The sequence below is a fragment of the Streptomyces sp. WMMB 322 genome, assembly GCF_900090145.1.
In the GTDB taxonomy this organism is placed as follows: Bacteria; Actinomycetota; Actinomycetes; order Streptomycetales; family Streptomycetaceae; genus Streptomyces.
Window position 1 is genome coordinate 24,799 of sequence record NZ_FMHI01000002.1, and the last position, 15,836, is coordinate 40,634.

General features: G+C 66.5%; 15 protein-coding genes, 1 tRNA gene, 1 pseudogene and 2 CRISPR repeat arrays. Of the genes and pseudogenes, 6 read left to right on the forward strand and 11 right to left on the reverse strand.

All coding sequences use genetic code 11. From position 1 onward, the window contains the following. Positions 1-107 precede the first annotated feature (107 nt). Positions 108-404 carry a type II toxin-antitoxin system VapB family antitoxin gene (locus H180DRAFT_RS03625; protein WP_031508611.1) on the forward strand — a complete coding sequence of 99 codons (297 nt, stop codon included), beginning with the start codon at positions 108-110 and terminating at the stop codon, positions 402-404. A 95-nt stretch (positions 405-499) separates the two neighbouring features. Next, complete coding sequence (locus H180DRAFT_RS03630) at positions 500-1,177, forward strand: LytR C-terminal domain-containing protein (protein ID WP_074466615.1); 678 nt, start codon at positions 500-502, stop codon at positions 1,175-1,177. 155 nt (positions 1,178-1,332) lie between these two features. Here H180DRAFT_RS03630 and upp read toward each other — a convergent pair whose 3' ends face one another. Next, a complete protein-coding gene (gene upp, locus H180DRAFT_RS03635; RefSeq protein WP_055484528.1) occupies positions 1,333-1,968 on the reverse strand; it encodes a uracil phosphoribosyltransferase in 636 nt (211 codons plus the stop codon). 92 nt (positions 1,969-2,060) lie between these two features. On the opposite strand from upp, the gene H180DRAFT_RS03640 reads away from it, so the two are divergent. The 4 genes from H180DRAFT_RS03640 to H180DRAFT_RS03655 all read left to right on the forward strand — a co-directional run bounded on the left by H180DRAFT_RS03640 (position 2,061) and on the right by H180DRAFT_RS03655 (position 3,893). Then, positions 2,061-2,351 (forward strand): hypothetical protein, encoded by a 291-nt coding sequence (locus H180DRAFT_RS03640; RefSeq protein ID WP_254665859.1) that lies wholly within the window; start codon positions 2,061-2,063, stop codon positions 2,349-2,351. Between the two features lie 247 nt (positions 2,352-2,598). After that, a complete protein-coding gene (locus tag H180DRAFT_RS03645) occupies positions 2,599-3,144 on the forward strand; it encodes a tRNA adenosine deaminase-associated protein (RefSeq protein WP_055484529.1) in 546 nt (181 codons plus the stop codon). Between the two features lie 34 nt (positions 3,145-3,178). Further along, on the forward strand, positions 3,179-3,676 hold the full coding sequence (tadA, locus tag H180DRAFT_RS03650) for a tRNA adenosine(34) deaminase TadA (protein WP_055484530.1): 498 nt from the start codon (positions 3,179-3,181) through the stop codon (positions 3,674-3,676). Positions 3,677-3,808: 132 nt separating this feature from the next. Beyond that, a tRNA-Ser gene (locus H180DRAFT_RS03655) sits at positions 3,809-3,893 on the forward strand. A gap of 221 nt (positions 3,894-4,114) precedes the next feature. Then, positions 4,115-5,323: direct repeats of the CRISPR family, unit length 29 nt; unit sequence GTTGCGAGCCCTCCAGGGCTGATGACGAC. A gap of 89 nt (positions 5,324-5,412) precedes the next feature. Here H180DRAFT_RS03655 and cas2 read toward each other — a convergent pair. The 10 genes and pseudogenes from cas2 to H180DRAFT_RS03705 form a co-directional block, all read right to left on the reverse strand. After that, on the reverse strand, positions 5,413-5,736 hold the full coding sequence (gene cas2, locus H180DRAFT_RS03660; protein WP_254665860.1) for a CRISPR-associated endonuclease Cas2: 324 nt from the start codon (positions 5,734-5,736) through the stop codon (positions 5,413-5,415). Beyond that, positions 5,696-6,658 (reverse strand): annotated as a pseudogene (gene cas1b, locus H180DRAFT_RS03665) (type I-B CRISPR-associated endonuclease Cas1b); the annotation flags it as partial. The pseudogene cas1b and the gene cas2, both read right to left, overlap by 41 nt. Further along, a complete protein-coding gene (locus H180DRAFT_RS03670; RefSeq protein ID WP_055484532.1) occupies positions 6,658-7,173 on the reverse strand; it encodes a CRISPR-associated protein Cas4 in 516 nt (171 codons plus the stop codon). The pseudogene cas1b and the gene H180DRAFT_RS03670, both read right to left, overlap by 1 nt. Beyond that, positions 7,170-9,593, reverse strand: coding sequence for a CRISPR-associated helicase/endonuclease Cas3 (locus H180DRAFT_RS03675; RefSeq protein WP_055484533.1), 2,424 nt, complete (start codon positions 9,591-9,593; stop codon positions 7,170-7,172). Before H180DRAFT_RS03675 ends, H180DRAFT_RS03670 begins: the two co-directional genes overlap by 4 nt. Continuing rightward, a complete protein-coding gene (cas5, locus tag H180DRAFT_RS03680; RefSeq protein ID WP_055484534.1) occupies positions 9,575-10,267 on the reverse strand; it encodes a CRISPR-associated protein Cas5 in 693 nt (230 codons plus the stop codon). Before cas5 ends, H180DRAFT_RS03675 begins: the two co-directional genes overlap by 19 nt. Beyond that, on the reverse strand, positions 10,251-11,309 hold the full coding sequence (gene cas7i, locus H180DRAFT_RS03685) for a type I-B CRISPR-associated protein Cas7/Cst2/DevR (RefSeq protein WP_055484535.1): 1,059 nt from the start codon (positions 11,307-11,309) through the stop codon (positions 10,251-10,253). The genes cas5 and cas7i overlap by 17 nt, the downstream gene beginning before the upstream one ends. After that, a complete protein-coding gene (locus H180DRAFT_RS03690) occupies positions 11,309-12,745 on the reverse strand; it encodes a hypothetical protein (protein WP_055484887.1) in 1,437 nt (478 codons plus the stop codon). The genes cas7i and H180DRAFT_RS03690 overlap by 1 nt, the downstream gene beginning before the upstream one ends. Next, positions 12,742-13,431, reverse strand: coding sequence for a CRISPR-associated endoribonuclease Cas6 (gene cas6, locus H180DRAFT_RS03695; RefSeq protein ID WP_074466616.1), 690 nt, complete (start codon positions 13,429-13,431; stop codon positions 12,742-12,744). The genes H180DRAFT_RS03690 and cas6 overlap by 4 nt, the downstream gene beginning before the upstream one ends. Positions 13,432-13,802: 371 nt before the next feature. Further along, positions 13,803-14,219: a CRISPR direct-repeat array (repeat unit 29 nt; unit sequence GTCGTCATCAGCCCTGGAGGGTTCGCAAC). A 152-nt stretch (positions 14,220-14,371) separates the two neighbouring features. Further along, complete coding sequence (locus H180DRAFT_RS03700) at positions 14,372-15,595, reverse strand: tyrosine-type recombinase/integrase (RefSeq protein WP_055484536.1); 1,224 nt, start codon at positions 15,593-15,595, stop codon at positions 14,372-14,374. 10 nt (positions 15,596-15,605) lie between these two features. Continuing rightward, complete coding sequence (locus tag H180DRAFT_RS03705; protein WP_107097579.1) at positions 15,606-15,821, reverse strand: excisionase family DNA-binding protein; 216 nt, start codon at positions 15,819-15,821, stop codon at positions 15,606-15,608. Positions 15,822-15,836: the final 15 nt, after the last annotated feature.

Consider the following 15,836-nt stretch of genomic DNA (forward strand, 5'->3'; position numbering starts at 1 on the left):
GGCCTCCGCGCCACCCCCGTACCGTCGCAGTCCACGGCCCCGCCACGTGCACCTGTAAGAACCAGAGGAAGCTGCGCCCGGAGCCGATGGGCCGGTAGGCTTTCCGTGTGATCTTCAAGCGAATCGGAAACGGGCGGCCGTACCCCGACCACGGCCGGGAAAGCACCCGCCAGTGGGCGGACGTCGCCCCACGACCGGTGCGCCTCGACCAGCTCGTCACCACGAAGGGCCAACTCGACCTCGAGACCCTCCTGGCGGAGGATTCGACGTTCTACGGGGACCTCTTCGCGCACGTCGTGAAGTGGAACGGCGACCTCTATCTGGAGGACGGGCTGCACCGCGCGGTCCGCGCCGCCCTGCAACAGCGACAAGTGCTCCACGCCCGCGTGTTGGAACTTGACTGAACCGGCACCGGCCGCACTAGGCCTTTCAGGGTCATCACGTCACAACCATTGATCATCTAGTAGGCATCGCCTTCGTCCCGCACTACTCTGCGCCCATGAGCATGCTGACTCCCCCCGGCATGGGCGGAAAGTACCGCATCACGGGAAATCGCTACCCCCGGATGCGCCGCCCCCGAAACCGTCGCAGGATCGTGCTCGCCTCACTCACCTCCGTCTGCGTGCTCTCACTCGGCGGATGGGGAACGCTCCAGCTCATCGACATCTTCTCGGGCGGCACCTCCGCGAACGCCGCAGGCAGCAGCAGCAAGGGCAAGGAAGGCGCGGACTGCGCCCCCGAAACGAATGCGGAAGGGCAGAGCCCGAAGAACGACGGCAAGCAGGCCGAATATCCCGAGCCCGGCGCGGTCGAGGTCAACGTGCTCAACGCCACGGACCGCAGCGGCCTCGCCAGGTCCATCGCCGACGAACTGAAGAAGCGCGGGTTCAAGATCGGCGAGGTGAAGAACGCGCCGGCCGAGTTCGACAAGAAGGTCGAGAACACCGGAATCCTGATGGGGGCCCAGGGGGAGGACGGCGACGCCCGTCTGAAGGTGCTGAGCACCCAGTTCGCAGAGGACCCCGAGACCCGGTTCGACGACCGCAAGGGCGAAGACGTCGACTTCATCATCGGCAAGAAGTACGAAAAGCTCGTCAAGGAGAAGGAAGCCGATGCCGCGCTGACGGCTCTGTACGACCCGAAGCCGTCACCTTCCCGCAGCCACTGCAAGGACTGACACCGCCGCCGTCGCACCGGTGGGCCCCGGCGAAGCCGGCGCACAAGCGGAGCGGCCGGGGAAGGCGTTGCATCGGCTGCCGGGGAAGCCGGCGCATCGGCTGCCGGCCGGGGAAGCGAAGCCGCCCGGAGCCTCGCGCGCAGGTCCCGGCAGCGTCAGCCGGCGGTGCCGTACATCCGGTCGCCCGCGTCGCCGAGTCCCGGAACGATGTAGCCGTTCTCGTTGAGCCGTTCGTCGATCGAGGCCGTCACGACGGTCACGGGAGTCCCGGCCAGCTCTCGCTCCATGAGGCGGACGCCCTCGGGTGCGGCCAGCAGACAGATCGCCGTCACGTCGTCGGCGCCGCGCCGGATCAGCTCGTCTATCGCGGCTACGAGCGTCCCGCCGGTCGCCAGCATCGGGTCGAGGACGTACACCTGCCGTCCCGAGAGGTCGTCCGGCATCCGGTTGGCGTAGGTGGACGCCTGAAGGGTCTCCTCGTCGCGGATCATGCCGAGGAAGCCGACCTCGGCGGTCGGCAGCAGCCGCACCATGCCGTCGAGCATTCCCAGACCGGCCCGCAGGATCGGCACGACAAGGGGCCGCGGGTGCGACAGACGCACACCGGTGGTGGCGGTGACGGGGGTGGTGAGGTCGACCGTCTCGGTACGCACGTCCCTCGTCGCCTCGTAGGCGAGGAGCGTGACCAACTCGTCGGCGAGGCGCCGGAACGTCGGTGAGTCGGTGCGCTCGTCGCGCAGCGTGGAGAGCTTGTGTGCCACCAGCGGGTGGTCGACGGCGTGGATCCGCATGGGCCCGACACTAGCGGAGGCATGAGTACGGCTCGCACTGGCGTACCACTGTGCGACGGGGGAAAGTGGTCAGGTATGCCGGAGGTGTACAGATGTCCGACTCGCAGAATCCCGGTGGTACCAGCGGCTCCCGCCCGGCCGGTGACCCCGGGCACGCCCGCGCCCGGAAGGTGAGCGTGGCCCGCAACGAGGCCAAGTCCCGCGGCAGCGAAGCCGCCGAGGATCCGCCGGACGCGGAGCCGGACGCGGAGCGGCTGCGCCGCCGGGCCCGCTTCCTGCGCGAACGGAACGAGGCGAAAGAGCTGCGCGACCGCGTGCAGCCGCGCCGCAGCCGAACCGCACGCATGCGCCAGGCGATGCGGATGCGCACGTTCCGTTGGTAGAGCGATGATGTGCAGGCCGTGAAATCTTCGCGAGCACAGACGCGATCAAATCGCAACACCTGGTCCGTAATCGGTCACGCAGGGTTCTCATCACACGGTCCGCACAAGAGATCTGCGCAAACACCCGCACGACGCACTGTCGAAGACCCTTCGCACAGCCGCGGTTTCTGCCACGATGCCGATTGGGGCGGGGCGAAGTCCTCGTCAGCAGCCATCGGGCACCTCAGAAACCAGTGGGAGAGTCACGGTGTATTTCGCCGCACTGCTCGCGCGCACCGAAGACGGGTGGGAAGCGAGCGACACAGAGCTCGACGATGTGGAGACCCTGGCCGACCTGGCCGACCTGGCCCGGGAGGCCGCAACCGACGACGAGCCTGTGCTGGTCTGCATCGAGCAGGAAGGTGCATGGTTCGGAGTCGTAAGAATCGAGGGCGAGGACGACCCGCGCGTCTTCGTCTCCAACGCGGCCGCTGCCATGCGCAGCTCGTACGGCGAGATCCTCCTCTCGGACGAACTCCTCGGCCGCGAGCCGGAGAACCCCGACGCGCTGGACCAGCTCGTGGACCTGGACGGCACCGAGGACGGTGAACCGGAGACCAAGGAGACGGCCGACGGCGACGAGAGCGGCCCGGAGGCCCCGGAAGGGGCGCCCATCGGTCCGCTGGGCGACACCGGTCTGCTCGCCGACCTCGGATTGGAGGACAAGGCCCTGCTCTCCCTCGCTCCCGAGGACGCACTGAGCGAGATCGCGGACGCGCTGGGCTGCACCGACGTGCTGGAGGCAGTGCGGTAGCCCCGGTCTCGCGGGGCGGTAGGAAACTGGCTGCATGACCGACGCCTCTTCCGTGCCCGATCCCGTCCGCGACCGCTGGCGGGAGCCGATGCGCCGCGCCCTCGACGAGGCCGAACGGGCACGGGAGAGCGGCGACGTACCGGTGGGAGCGGTCGTACTCGGCCCCGGCGGCGACGTGATCGGAAGCGGCCACAACGCACGCGAGGCCTGGGGCGACCCCACGGCCCACGCGGAGATCGTCGCGATCCGCGCCGCGGCGGCCGCCCTGCCCGGCGAATGGCGACTGGAAGGCTGCACCCTCCTCGTCACGCTGGAACCTTGCACGATGTGCGCGGGTGCGGCCGTGCTCTCACGCCTGGAGCGGGTCGTCTACGGCGCGGTGGACCCCAAGGCCGGCGCGGCCGGATCGCTGTGGGACGTCGTACGCGATCGCCGGCTCAACCACCGGCCGGAGGTGATCCACGGCGTACTGGCCGGCGAATGCGCGGCGCTGCTCACGGATTTCTTCCGCGGCTCCCCCGGCCCCTGTTGAGGGCCTTCTGCCCGCCGGCCCGGGCGGGGCGATCTCGGCGGCGAGCTCGGCGGCGAGCTCGGCGCGGATGTCCCGCGCTCCTGTCCCGAACGGATTTCGGCACACGGCCACCATTGGGCTAGAGTGCGTCTCGGTAGCGTGTCCGAGCGGCCGAAGGAGCTCGCCTCGAAAGCGAGTGAGGGGCAACCCTCCGTGGGTTCAAATCCCACCGCTACCGCAGGTCAGAAGGGCCGGACCCCCAGCGGGGGTCCGGCCCTTCGGCGTTCCGTCTCAGTTTTCGTCTCAGTTGCGCTCCTGGCTTTCGGCGTGGGTCGCCACGAGAGTGCCCAGCACGGGCAAGACCGAGGTGTCCCACCTCGGGCCCATGTCTCGGCGTAGTGGCCAGTCTCTGCTCGCGCTTCCCGCCGATCTCGTCCCTGCAAGCGGCGCAACATCTTGTGGGGCGCCCCTCCAGGGTGGATGACGACCGCGATGTCGCTGCTGTCCGAGGCGGCCGACTTCATGTTGCGAGCCCTCCAGGGCTGGGCTGATGACGACCGGGAGCCTGACGGCCTCCGCCGGATGGTGCGCCCCGTCGTTGCGAGCCCTCCAGGGCTGATGACGACGACGCACAACGCCAACGGAAACGGGAACTTTCAGTACGTTGCGAGCCCTCCAGGGCTGATGACGACAGGACCGCACCAGTTCCCGCCTGAACATCCCCCGCGGTTGCGAGCCCTCCAGGGCTGATGACGACATGGATCACGGCACTATCGGGCATCTGACGATGTTGTTGCGAGCCCTCCAGGGCTGATGACGACTTGAGGTGCTTGACATCGCGACCCGGAGCGCTTCGGTTGCGAGCCCTCCAGGGCTGATGACGACGCCTTCCGAGCGCGTGCGGCACGACGGCGTTCCTTCTGTTGCGAGCCCTCCAGGGCTGATGACGACGGCGCTCTACAAGCTCCCGAAGGCGGTCGGGTACGTCGTTGCGAGCCCTCCAGGGCTGATGACGACGCGGAGGCTGCGTTCTTGATCCAGCCCCAGCCCTTGTGTTGCGAGCCCTCCAGGGCTGATGACGACGTGTCCGGCGACGTTCACACGGGCCCGCTGACCATGTTGCGAGCCCTCCAGGGCTGATGACGACACCCCTCGCCGCCACCTGGGCCCTCTGGCGGGCCACAGTTGCGAGCCCTCCAGGGCTGATGACGACCCGTCCCCGCCTGGGAGGCCGTTGGCCTGCTCAGGTTGCGAGCCCTCCAGGGCTGATGACGACACAAGCTGGACGAGCTGGTTGCGTCCGTCGACGGCGTTGCGAGCCCTCCAGGGCTGATGACGACCTCGCCCTGTACGGGCCGGACGCGGTGCTCTGACCTGTTGCGAGCCCTCCAGGGCTGATGACGACGCCGCGGCCCCACAGACCGCCGCACTCGACCCTGCCGTTGCGAGCCCTCCAGGGCTGATGACGACTCAGGTCGTCGTCGTAGCTGGCGGCCTTGCTCCGGGCCATGTTGCGAGCCCTCCAGGGCTGATGACGACTGGAGTTCTTCGCCAGGCCGGTGCGCATCATCTGGTTGCGAGCCCTCCAGGGCTGATGACGACTGGTTCGGGCCGTCCCGGAACACCGTCCCGACCTGCCGTTGCGAGCCCTCCAGGGCTGATGACGACCCGAGGGTAAAGTCGCAGGTCAGACCCGCTCGGGAACCTCCGTTCGCCGGGCCTTTTGCAGCGACTCGCCGGTAGTGCATCTCCGCAGGTCAAAGGATGTCTCCGGGCCCACCCAACCAGGCGCCCAGCGAGCCGGTCTCGACTAGATCCGGGGACCTGACCGAGTACGTAAGGATGCTGTCATAGTCCGGGTCGATGGTCTCCTTCAACTCCGCAGTAAGCGCGCGGTATTGGGCGGATGAGAGTTCGCCCTGGAAGACGCTGCGTTGCGTCCAGTGAAGATACTTTCGACACGTCTTGAGAACCTTCGGGTTGCGTTCGACTGCCGTGTCGTAGACAAGGACGACGAAGATGGGATCTCCACCATGGACGGAAAGGCTTGTAAGGGGTGCCCTCGAGACAGAGTCGGACAAGCTTCAAAGCTTCGAGGTGGATGAGCTCCTCGTAGGTGATTTTCCGTTTCAGGGAGCGGTGATAGATCGTCGTGGCAAGTTCCGCCTTCATCAGGGCGGATACCTTCTTCCGGCCCTCCTTGCTGAGCGACGCTCTGCCGACTTCGGTTTCGAAATCCGACGGCTTGAGCGTCTTCTGTGCTGCCGCTCTCTTGAGCAGGCGTTCGGCGAAGAGAGGCTTGAAGGGCTCCGCCAGGTCCAGGGCGAGGGTGTTGCGCCGCCTGTCCGTGTCCGCGTGGAGGAAGCCGATGGCGGGGTGAAGCGGCGTACTTCGCAAGGCTGTCAGCGCCCGGGCGTACACCAGAGCGTTGAGATAGCTGATGAAGGCATTGCCCGCGTTGGTGGGGGGCCGGCGACTACGTCCCTCAAGCCTTAGCCAAGAGGGAAGTTGCGTGTCCAGGACCGACCACCCTGTACGCCTGAAGTTTCCTTCCTGACCCATGATCTGAGCACTGTCCTCGCACTCTTCCAGCGCTGTCCTCAGTGCGTTCAGAGGCTGGTCGAGGCCTTCACCCAGCACCCATCGGAGATTCTCCGCCGTGGCGAGCACCAGGGACCTGGCAATCGGCAAACAGGTCTGCCGGACGGACGTCAGCTCGGCCTGCCGCCGAACAACACCCGCGCTGGACATGGACTCCGAGGGAGCGAAGTGACCGGCGTGGTTCCCATAGTGGTCAAGCACGTGGAGAATCACTCCGTGCCTGCTGAGCAGGGACATCACCGATGTGTTGATGTCAACGTGGTCGAAAGCGACCAGGTCACGAATGTCGGTGACCGGGATACGGACGGGACTGCCGTCGGGGCGTTCGATGCGGACGCTGTTGTCCTCGCGACGGATACGACAGGGTTCCGTCAACCAATAGGTGCGGCCGACAGCAGGCATCAGTCCCCCCAGCAGTAGTCGAGGTAGGAACACTTACGGCATTCGCCTCGCGGCAGCCTCGCCTGCGGACCCGGGGCCGCCATGACCTCCGCCGCCTCCGCCTCGGCTTGTTCCGCTTGGCTGCGGGCGGCAGAGTCCCAGGGAACATCCACGGTTCTGCGGATCAGCGGATAGTGCACCGTCCCTCCCCTGACCGTTACTCCCCGGCGCTCGAGCAGCAAGCAGTAGTGGCGTACTTGAGCTGCATGAGCCGGCGCCGGTGAGCGGGAGGATTTCGTCTCATGCACCACCGCCCCAGTCGTCACCCAGTCGACCTTGGCCTCGCCCAAGTCGAGGTCACGTCTGCGGGTGTACGTCGTGGCGTCCACAACCTCGCCGAACGCGACATCCTCGCTTCGTCGTTCGGGCCGGTAGCCTCGGCTGTACAGCCACAACTGCCTGCGGCAGTGCAGCAGGTACTTGATGTGAACGCCGCCCACCTGACCCTGGTGCCCGCTTGCTGCCCTCTCGCTCACAGGATCGTCTCCGGAGCGGACGGCGGAGCCAGCTGGTCCGGGCGTTGGAGACCCATCGCCGTGTATGGAGCGTGAACTACTCGAATTCCGAGGTGACGGTCGAACTCCGCTTCAAAAGCCTTGAGTTGGCCATACCTGAGCGGGATCAGCAACTCGGCGGCCAGGAGCGGATCGCCTTCTCGCCCTTTCGTCCGTTCACGGTAGGTGTCCACGTCGTCCACGTGCACCACTTCGACGCCGTCGAACTCTCTGCTGAGCTTCTCGGCGAACTCGCTGCGGTCGTGGAACGGCTGGTCGAAGGTGAGAAAGGTACGGGCGAATGCGTCGCGCGCCATTCGCGCTCTGGCGACCCAGTCCTCGCCCCAGGCCGTGTCATAGGCATCGGCGAGGAGCCTGTCGATGTCCTGCTCGCTGAGCGTGCCGGTGCCGGCTACCGTATGGGCGCTCAATGCTGCCCAGGCCGCCGCGACTGCTGCCTCCTCATAGGGCTCGTGGCCCGCAGGCTGGTGCACATGGAACTCGACCGGGCCCTCAGGGTGAAGACCGCGGCGATTCACACGACCTGCGCGTTGAGCAACTGCCTCCACCGGCGCGGCCTCCACCGCTCCGCGGTCGAAGTCGAGTTGGAGAGAGACCTCAACGGTCTGTGTGGCGACGACCAAGCCCCCCCGTCGGGCAGGGTCTCCGGCTTTCCGCTCTCGGTGGCGTTCGAGGAGGCGCTTCTCGATGGCCGCACGGTCCTGGTTCTTGAACCGCGAGTGCAGCAGGAGCGCGGCATCTGGGTCGTCAGGTACGGCCTCTCGGGCATCGCCGGCCAGGAGTTCGAAGAGTTCCTGTGCGGTGGCGACCTTGTTCACGACAGCGAGGACGCTGTAGCCCTGCTGAATCCACGCACGAAGCGCGGCCAGAGAGGGCGGGGCCGTCATCAGTTGGTCATCCAGGACGACGCGATGCCGATCAGGGCTCGTTCCAGGTGCTGCCCGGTGGGTTGAGACCCGCTGCTCTACGAGGCTCTCTTCGATGATTTCCGTCATCTGCGGAGCGAGGGTCGCGGACAGCACGGCGACGCGACTGCCGAGCCGCTCCCATAGGCGCAAAGTGGCGCAGAGCCGTCCAAAGGTCTCAGGTGCGTAGGCGTGCAGTTCGTCGAGAACGAAGAGCGCATTGGCCTGTTCCAGCAGCACCGACGAGTGCGAGGGCCCTGCCACCGCGCCGTTGAGGAGTTGGTGGGGCGTTGCTACGCGCGCACGCTGTACGAAGAGCCTCATGGCCGCGGCCCGGCTGCGGGCCTGACGTGCGAGAGCGGCACCCGGCTCGGCCTCGCCAGGTGTGCATTCGTCCTCAAGTGACTCCCGTAGCAGCGTGCTCGCCAGGGTGCCGTGCAGCAAGCCGATGTCGGGTTGCCGCTCTCCTTCGGCTGCTTGCAAGTCGCGCCGCAGTCTGTCCCTGGCGGCATTGAGCGAGGCCCGGTAAGGGAGCGTCCATACAAGTCGGGGCTGAGCAGGCATGGTCCGCAATTGGCGGGCTGCCCATGCCAGGCCGCCTTCGGTCTTACCGCTGCCAGTAGGCGCAACCAGGATGAGATGGCCGTCCGTACCCGCCGCCAGCCGCTGATGATCGTGCGGGGTGTACGGGAAGCGCTGCATATAGTCCGCGGGCAACGGCATGTGTGTCTGAAGATCCCGGTGAGCAGAGCCGGCGTGGTCCGCCAGGGTGAGTGCGCCCTGTGCCAGGACAGCGGACAGCCCTCGGACGGGGTCGACCGGACGGCGCCACTCCTCATAGAGCTCGTTCAGAACTCGCCGGGCCCGATTTGCGAGTTTGATGCCGTCGCCCGCGTCCTCCGGTAGAGGCGGCGCGATGCGGAGCTCACGCGCCAACCATGCGACCAGCTCTTCGTGTACGGATCGGGTCACCTGGACCTGCCGGGAGCCCAGGTGATGCCTGACGGTGAAGGCTTCTGCCCAGTCCGTAGTGTCGTTGTACTGCTGGGAGATGGCCGGCTTGGAGGGCGGCTCACTGCCGGGGAATAGGGCTCGGTGATGGGTCGCCACGAGCGTGGCGACCAGGAGGCGTTCCTCTGTACTCCAACCGGCAGTTCGGGCCAGGATGTCCACGTAGGCCAGCGACAGCACCTCGTGCCGCTCTCCCCAGCGCGGTTCCCCGGGCAGGAGTTGCTGCTGGAATCCGGCCGCGACCTTCCCCGCATCATGCAGAAGTGCCGCGGCGCGCACGCATTCCCACATGCGTGTATCTGCAGCCAGCGCCGGGGGTATGCCGATCCGTTTTCTGATCTGCTCGGAGCTGGAGCGCACCGTCAGCGAATGCGCGGTGAGACGTTCAGGATCGTGGGCTGGCTTGGACTTGGCCCGCACGTCAACGAGCCGTCTTGCGTGCCTGTTCACGGGGCCAGCAGCCATACCGCCTGTCCGTCCTCGTCCCGGAAAGCGCCCGTAACCTGATGGATTCCGGCCGACTCCTCGCACCAAAGAATCTCCGTCAACCGAGTGGCAAGACGATCCGGCGAAATGCTGGAGGCCATGCGGTGGAGCGTTGCCTGCGGTGCGTCGTGCCCGCCGGCCGGCGCCAGAGCGTGCCCCACCACCGCCTCGTCGGCGGCCTCCAGCCGCGTCCGATGGAGGCCGAGGGGATGGACGATGTCCTGGGACCGCCCCAGACGCAGCGGCCAGCGCGGACGACGTAGGGCCGTTGCCAGCCGGTCCCCGTCCGGGCCGGTCATCCAGACCGTCAGTCGGACTCCGGTGAGGAACGGTCGGTCGCGAATGGTCATGCCTCCCTTGACCGCACGCACCCGCCCCGAGAAGGCGGGATTGCTGCCGTCGGCTGCGATCGGGTGGTAAGTCTCAGCGTCCACTCCACTCCCCTGCGGCCAACTCGCCAGCCCCACGGGCAGGTTCTCCACGTCCTCGCCGCTCGCGGCGGCCAGGAGGCCACGGACGGTCGAGGGCGGCGGCACGGGAAGGCCGTGCGTCATTCCCGGAAACAGAGGGTCGCGGAAGGAGGCGACGGGGGCGAAGAAGTCCGCCCGCCACCCCCTTCGGCTGCCGGTCGCGTCGTCAGCGCTCGGGATCATCGAACCAGCCGTCCAGCTTTCCTTCGCGAATCTCCGCGGCGAGGTCGCGGAGCATCGTCCGGGGGTGCTCGATGACGATCTTCCCCTCGTCCAACTCCTGAGCGCAGTCTTTACGGAAGGCCTCCCTCAGCTCATCGCGGAAGCCGGGGCGCCATCCGACGCGGACGGGAGATTCCCACTCGCTCTCCCACGCCTTCAATTCGTCCAGCAGGACCTTGCCACGCACGCGTAGCCCCGAGCCGGGCTCCCCGTCGATGCAGTTGGCGAGCGGATTGATGCCGCCCTTGAACGGGACGAGCATCATCAGCGACGGCACCCGGTCCCCGTAGTGCAGAGCCTGCTTCGCACCGCCGCTCAAATGCGCCAGCGATTCAAGCAGCAGCGCCGCCCGGTGGCGGCGTTCCTCAATCGGCAGCCGAACTGCCCCCTGCCCTCGGAAGTCCACGGGTACGGCGCCGGCCTGAGCAGCCTTCGCCACCTCCATCGCCTGCTCCTGGCTGAGGTAGTTCGGCCGGCCCACTCCCTTGTCGCTGGGCAGCGTGAACGTACCGATGCGCGGTACGTCCAGCAAGAACGGAGCGGCAAGATCCGCGGTGTAGAACTCGTGGCCGTGCAGCACGGGCTCGGTTACGCCCCGGGACATCACACCGAAGTCCTCCGTGGGATAGACCGGTTCGACCGACATCAGGGTTCCGAGCATGAACGGGCTGTCGCGGAGCGTCGTGGCCGCATCGTCCTTCTTCGCTCCGGCCCGCATGTACCCGAAGAGGTCGTCATCGGCGTAACGAACAGGGTCGGCCGCGGTGTTCGCCTTCTGCGCCTTGCCTTGGGCTTTGCCCACCCGCTCGACTGGAGACGGAACAGCTCCAAGCTCGACCATGCCGTCCCGTGCCCAGCGACGAGCGGCCTGAGCCGAGATGTAGGGGTGCATCTTCCCGCGGACACGGGCGTACTTGACCTTCGCCTTGGTCTCTTCGCCCCTGCCGTTGTTGGGCGCTCCGGCCTCAACGGCCAGAACCATTTTGCCTGCCAGAAACGCCATTACATCGGCTCCTCGTCGTACGCGGTGATGATCGGCTCCTCGATGAGCCGCTCGACCTCTTCGTCTTCTTCCTCGTCCATCCCTTGCTTCTCGCCGATGGCCACCCCGCGCTGCTGCAGCATCTGCAAGACACCGGCAAACAGGAGCATGCGCTGCTCCCAGGCCCGCGGCCGTTGCTGGATGAGCGGTGCCCAGTCCTCGGGCCCCGCCGCCACCTCCCGGCCGTCCAAGCAGAGACGCGAGTGGGCCTTCATGAGCAACAGGCCGAGCTTGTAGTCGCTGAGAGCGACGGATCGGTATTCGGCAACGCGGCCCCGTGGACTGCCGCTGCCGTGTTCGATCCAGTCCGCCAGCAGCGACGCGACCGGCGACGGCTTGTGCGGGTCCACGTCCATGCCGAGTACCTCCTTGGCGTAGTCAAAGGCGAGTTGGGTGAGTGCGGCACGGTTCTCCAGGCGCCAGGACTCCACGTTCAGGAGCATCCGCGCGAGCTGATCGAGGAATGAACGGGATCGACCGTCGTCGGCTTCGAACAACAGCCTTGCCGCCTCAGTGCGGCCGTCTTTCAGGGGCTTCCCTTGCTTGTCCCGCTCGGTCATGGCTGCAACGAGCAGTCCCCAGCCCCGTCGCAGGGGAGCGTTGGCCTCAATGCGCGCCAGGAATCTCGGGATGGTCCGGCGAGACCTGGTGATTCGCAGCCAGGGCTCCTGGTTGTCGTTCTTGAAGGTCCACAGTGTCGCTGCTGCGGGCAGACCAGCGCCGAGCGTCCTCAAGGCCGCAAGGATCACCCTTTCCGGCCGTGCACCTGCCGGTTCGCCCTTGGATCCGAAGCCGACCTGGAGCAGCCATTCGGACCGACGGATATTGCTCCGTACAAACCCCTGCTCGACCTTTGCCCGTTCGCACGAGAGGACCGTGGCCGAGCCGGCGGTGACCCAGGCTCCATAGGGCAGCGTCCAGGCTGCGAGGCGGCACCCACGGCAGACGGGCCAGCCCGGCGAACCTGGAGGCAGCGTGTTCAACGCCTTGTTCGTATCGAACATAGGCAGATGGGACTTCGTCCAGGTCTTCCTCGTCGATGCCCCGCAGAATGTGCAAGGCCATCGCTCGAGCCCGCCCTGACGATCGGCCTCGAACCATCCAGCGACCTCGGCTTCCAGCACCGCCCGGTCGCGTGGTCTTTTCGCGTGAGTGGGCTTGGAGTTGGGGTAAAGCGCGAACAGCACCTTCCACCAGTCGTATGCGGGATCGTCCTTGCTCGCCGTTGCTGCGGTACAGACGTCCTGCACGACGCGGGCCGCCACGGCGTCGAGATCCGAGTCGGTCACTTCCTCTGCTGACTGCTTCCCGGCCATGGCCACAACCGCCCATGCGCCGGCACGTTGCAGCGGATGACCGGTGACGGTCAAAGGGGAGGCCGTGGTCGTGGCATTCATCGAACCCACCCGAATCCCTGCAACGTGTCCAGACCGAGGCCCCACGAGCGCAAAGCGTCGACCAGTCGCGGATCAGCAGACAGCGCCACTCTCACCTGAGCACCGATCCGAGGAGACCCCCGCACCATGAACCTTCGTTGGGGACCGGCCTCCAGCACCCGCAGGGCACCGGGAGCGGGAAGACTCAGCACATCCGCTTTGTGCCAGAGGTTGTGCCGGAGCCGCTCCACGTAGTGCTCATCCCCGGGCAGGAGATAGCGCGAATCGTGCTTAAGGATCACGGGAGTCGCTGTGGAGAGCTCCACCTCGTCACCGGCAGGTGGAGCATCAATGTCGAGGGTGAACCCCCGGATTCGCAGCTTTGCCGGGCCCCAGGCGAGTTCCTTACGTGTCGCCAGACCGGTCACAAGTGCAGATGCGATCTCCGGTACTGGTGAGCCGAACCACACGGACCCGTCCCGGGAAGTCGTATACACGCCCGCCTTCTTCGGCGCTCCGCGGAACTGTGGGCTGGTGAGACCGACAGGCTTCACGCGATGTCCCGCCCAGCCCGCATCGTGCAACTTGCCTGCCAACTCGGCATCAGCTGTCCGGAGCACAGAGTAGAGCACGCCCCTTGCAGGCCCGTGCACGTCCTTCCAGTGCAGACTCGGCACGTCGGCTTCGACGTCGACCCTGACCCGCATGTCACCCCCACCAAGCGACGACCGGTCATAGGCCGCGCTGTGAACTGCTTTCTCTCATCAAGGAGTCGGACCGTACGCGACGGCAGACGCAGCGCCGAGTCACCTTTCAGCCATTGTGTGGGAGATTCGATCTATTTGATACTGAATCTACGAATGGCTCGACTATGCGTGGCACACGACGGACCGACCCCTGCGACGCTAGCGGGCAGCACTGACAGCCCGGCATGATGGAAGCTGCGGCTGATCAGGCGACTCCGCCAAGACGCATGGCTGAGGCTCTGACCAGGGCAGATGCACTACCGCCGAGTCGCTGCAGAATCGCGCCGTCCGCAGTGCTTCAAAGGCGGCGTGAGCTGGGGCTTTACCATCGGGTCGTCATCAGCCCTGGAGGGTTCGCAACGAACCAGCTGTAGGGGCGAACCCCTTTGGCGGAGGTCGTCATCAGCCCTGGAGGGTTCGCAACGACACTCGCACCGGGGCTTCGCGACAGAGATCAGCCAGTCGTCATCAGCCCTGGAGGGTTCGCAACTAGGTCTCCTTGAAGTACGCGGACGCCTTCCAGGTCGTCGTCATCAGCCCTGGAGGGTTCGCAACAGGGACGCGAGCATGTAGACGGGGAAGCTGCCGTGGTCGTCATCAGCCCTGGAGGGTTCGCAACTCGTTCGCCGGGGCGCCGTTCGCTTCTGCCTGCGGGGTCGTCATCAGCCCTGGAGGGTTCGCAACTTGTACTGCCGGTTGATTCCGAGGATGTCCTGCATGGTCGTCATCAGCCCTGGAGTGGCTGAGAACTGAAAAAACCATGCCGTCCTGTGCTCTGGCGCACCCCCAGTCACCATCCGCCCGTGGCGGTCCACGACTGACTCGGGTAGCTACCGACGGGCGGGGGCGGACCAACAACCCACCCCCGCCCAAAAACCCCATTCAGGAGTGTCATCCCGGCCTACGGCTCCTGCTCCCACAGGAGACCGTTGACCTGCTCGGCGATGTTGTTCCGTACTGAGTCGACCATGTGTTGGTAGCGGGCAGCCATCGACGTCGACGACCAGCCCATGAGGCCCATCACCGCCCGTTCCGGCACTCCCAGGATCAGCAGCACCGTCGCCGCGGTGTGCCGGGCGTCGTGGAGGCGGCCGTCACGTACCTTCGCGTCGCGCAGCAACTCCTTCCATTCGTCATAGTCGACGCGGGTCGATGTCCCGCGTCCTGTCTTGGTCGCGAAGAGCCAGCCCTCGTCGTGCCAATCGGTGTCGGCCGATGCCCGTTCGGTCTCCTGCCGCACCTCGTGCCTGCGGAGAAGCTCCACAAGCTGTGGAGGCAGGCCCACCGCACGGCGGCCCGCGCGGGATTTCGTAGCCGCCGTCTCCGGATTCGTACGGCGTCGTTGTGGGCAGTAGCCGGCCTTCCGGCCACACGTGTCTCCGCAACCGTGCCCGTAACGGGGTCGGCGGCGACTGCGACGGACCAAGAGGACTCCGTTGTTCAGGTCGACGTCAGACCACTTGAGGCCCAGTGCCTCGCCCTGGCGAAGACCGAGAGCGAGAGCGACAGCCCAACGAGCCGAGTTTCTGCGCCCCTCCGAGGCCTGGAGGATTCGACGTACCTCCTCCACCGTGAACGGTTCGACCTCCTCCTCGTCGAGTCGCGGGGCCTTGGCCAGCCGCACCGGGTTCTTCCCCAAGTGGCCACGCCGCACAGCCTCATTGAGCGCCGTGCGCAACGTGCGGTGCACCTGATGTGCTGTGGCGGGCTTGCTGCCGTTGGCCTGCATCTTGGCGTAGAAACGCTCGATGTGTTCCGGGGTGAGTCGGTCGAGGCGATGAGCCCCCAGGCCCGGGATCAAGTGGACCCGTACGGCGACGCCATAGCCGACCATCGTGTTCTCGCCGACGGCGAGCGGTGCGATGGTGTCCACCCAATGCGTGAGCCAGGCCTTCACAGTCCATGTCCTGCCGGGCTTCCGTACGGTCTTGGAATCGCGTTGCTTCTCCAGTTCCCGTACGGCTGCGGCGACTTCTGCCTTGGTCTTGCGCTCGATGTGCCTGCGGTCCGGGCGGCCGTCGTCACGGACACCGATCGAGACGCGGCCGTGCCAAGTTCCGTCCTTTCCTCGGTAGATGGAGGAACGGCCGTTGGGCTGGCGAGTGCGCTTCTTCTGCTCTCCCATGGCTGTCCTCTCAGGCTGCGTTACGGACGTCGGATCGGTTGTTGTTGTTGCGGAGGCGGGCGACGTATTCAGGCACGGCCTCAGCCGGAACCTTGCGGAGCCGTCCGAGGGTGACCGACTCCAGTTCGCCGGAACTGATGAGCCGGTAGCAGACAGTTCGTCCGATGCCGAGGCGCCGGGCTGCTTCCTCGACGGTCAGGAGAACCAGCGTCGTGTCGATCGGCAGACCCACTTCATCCGG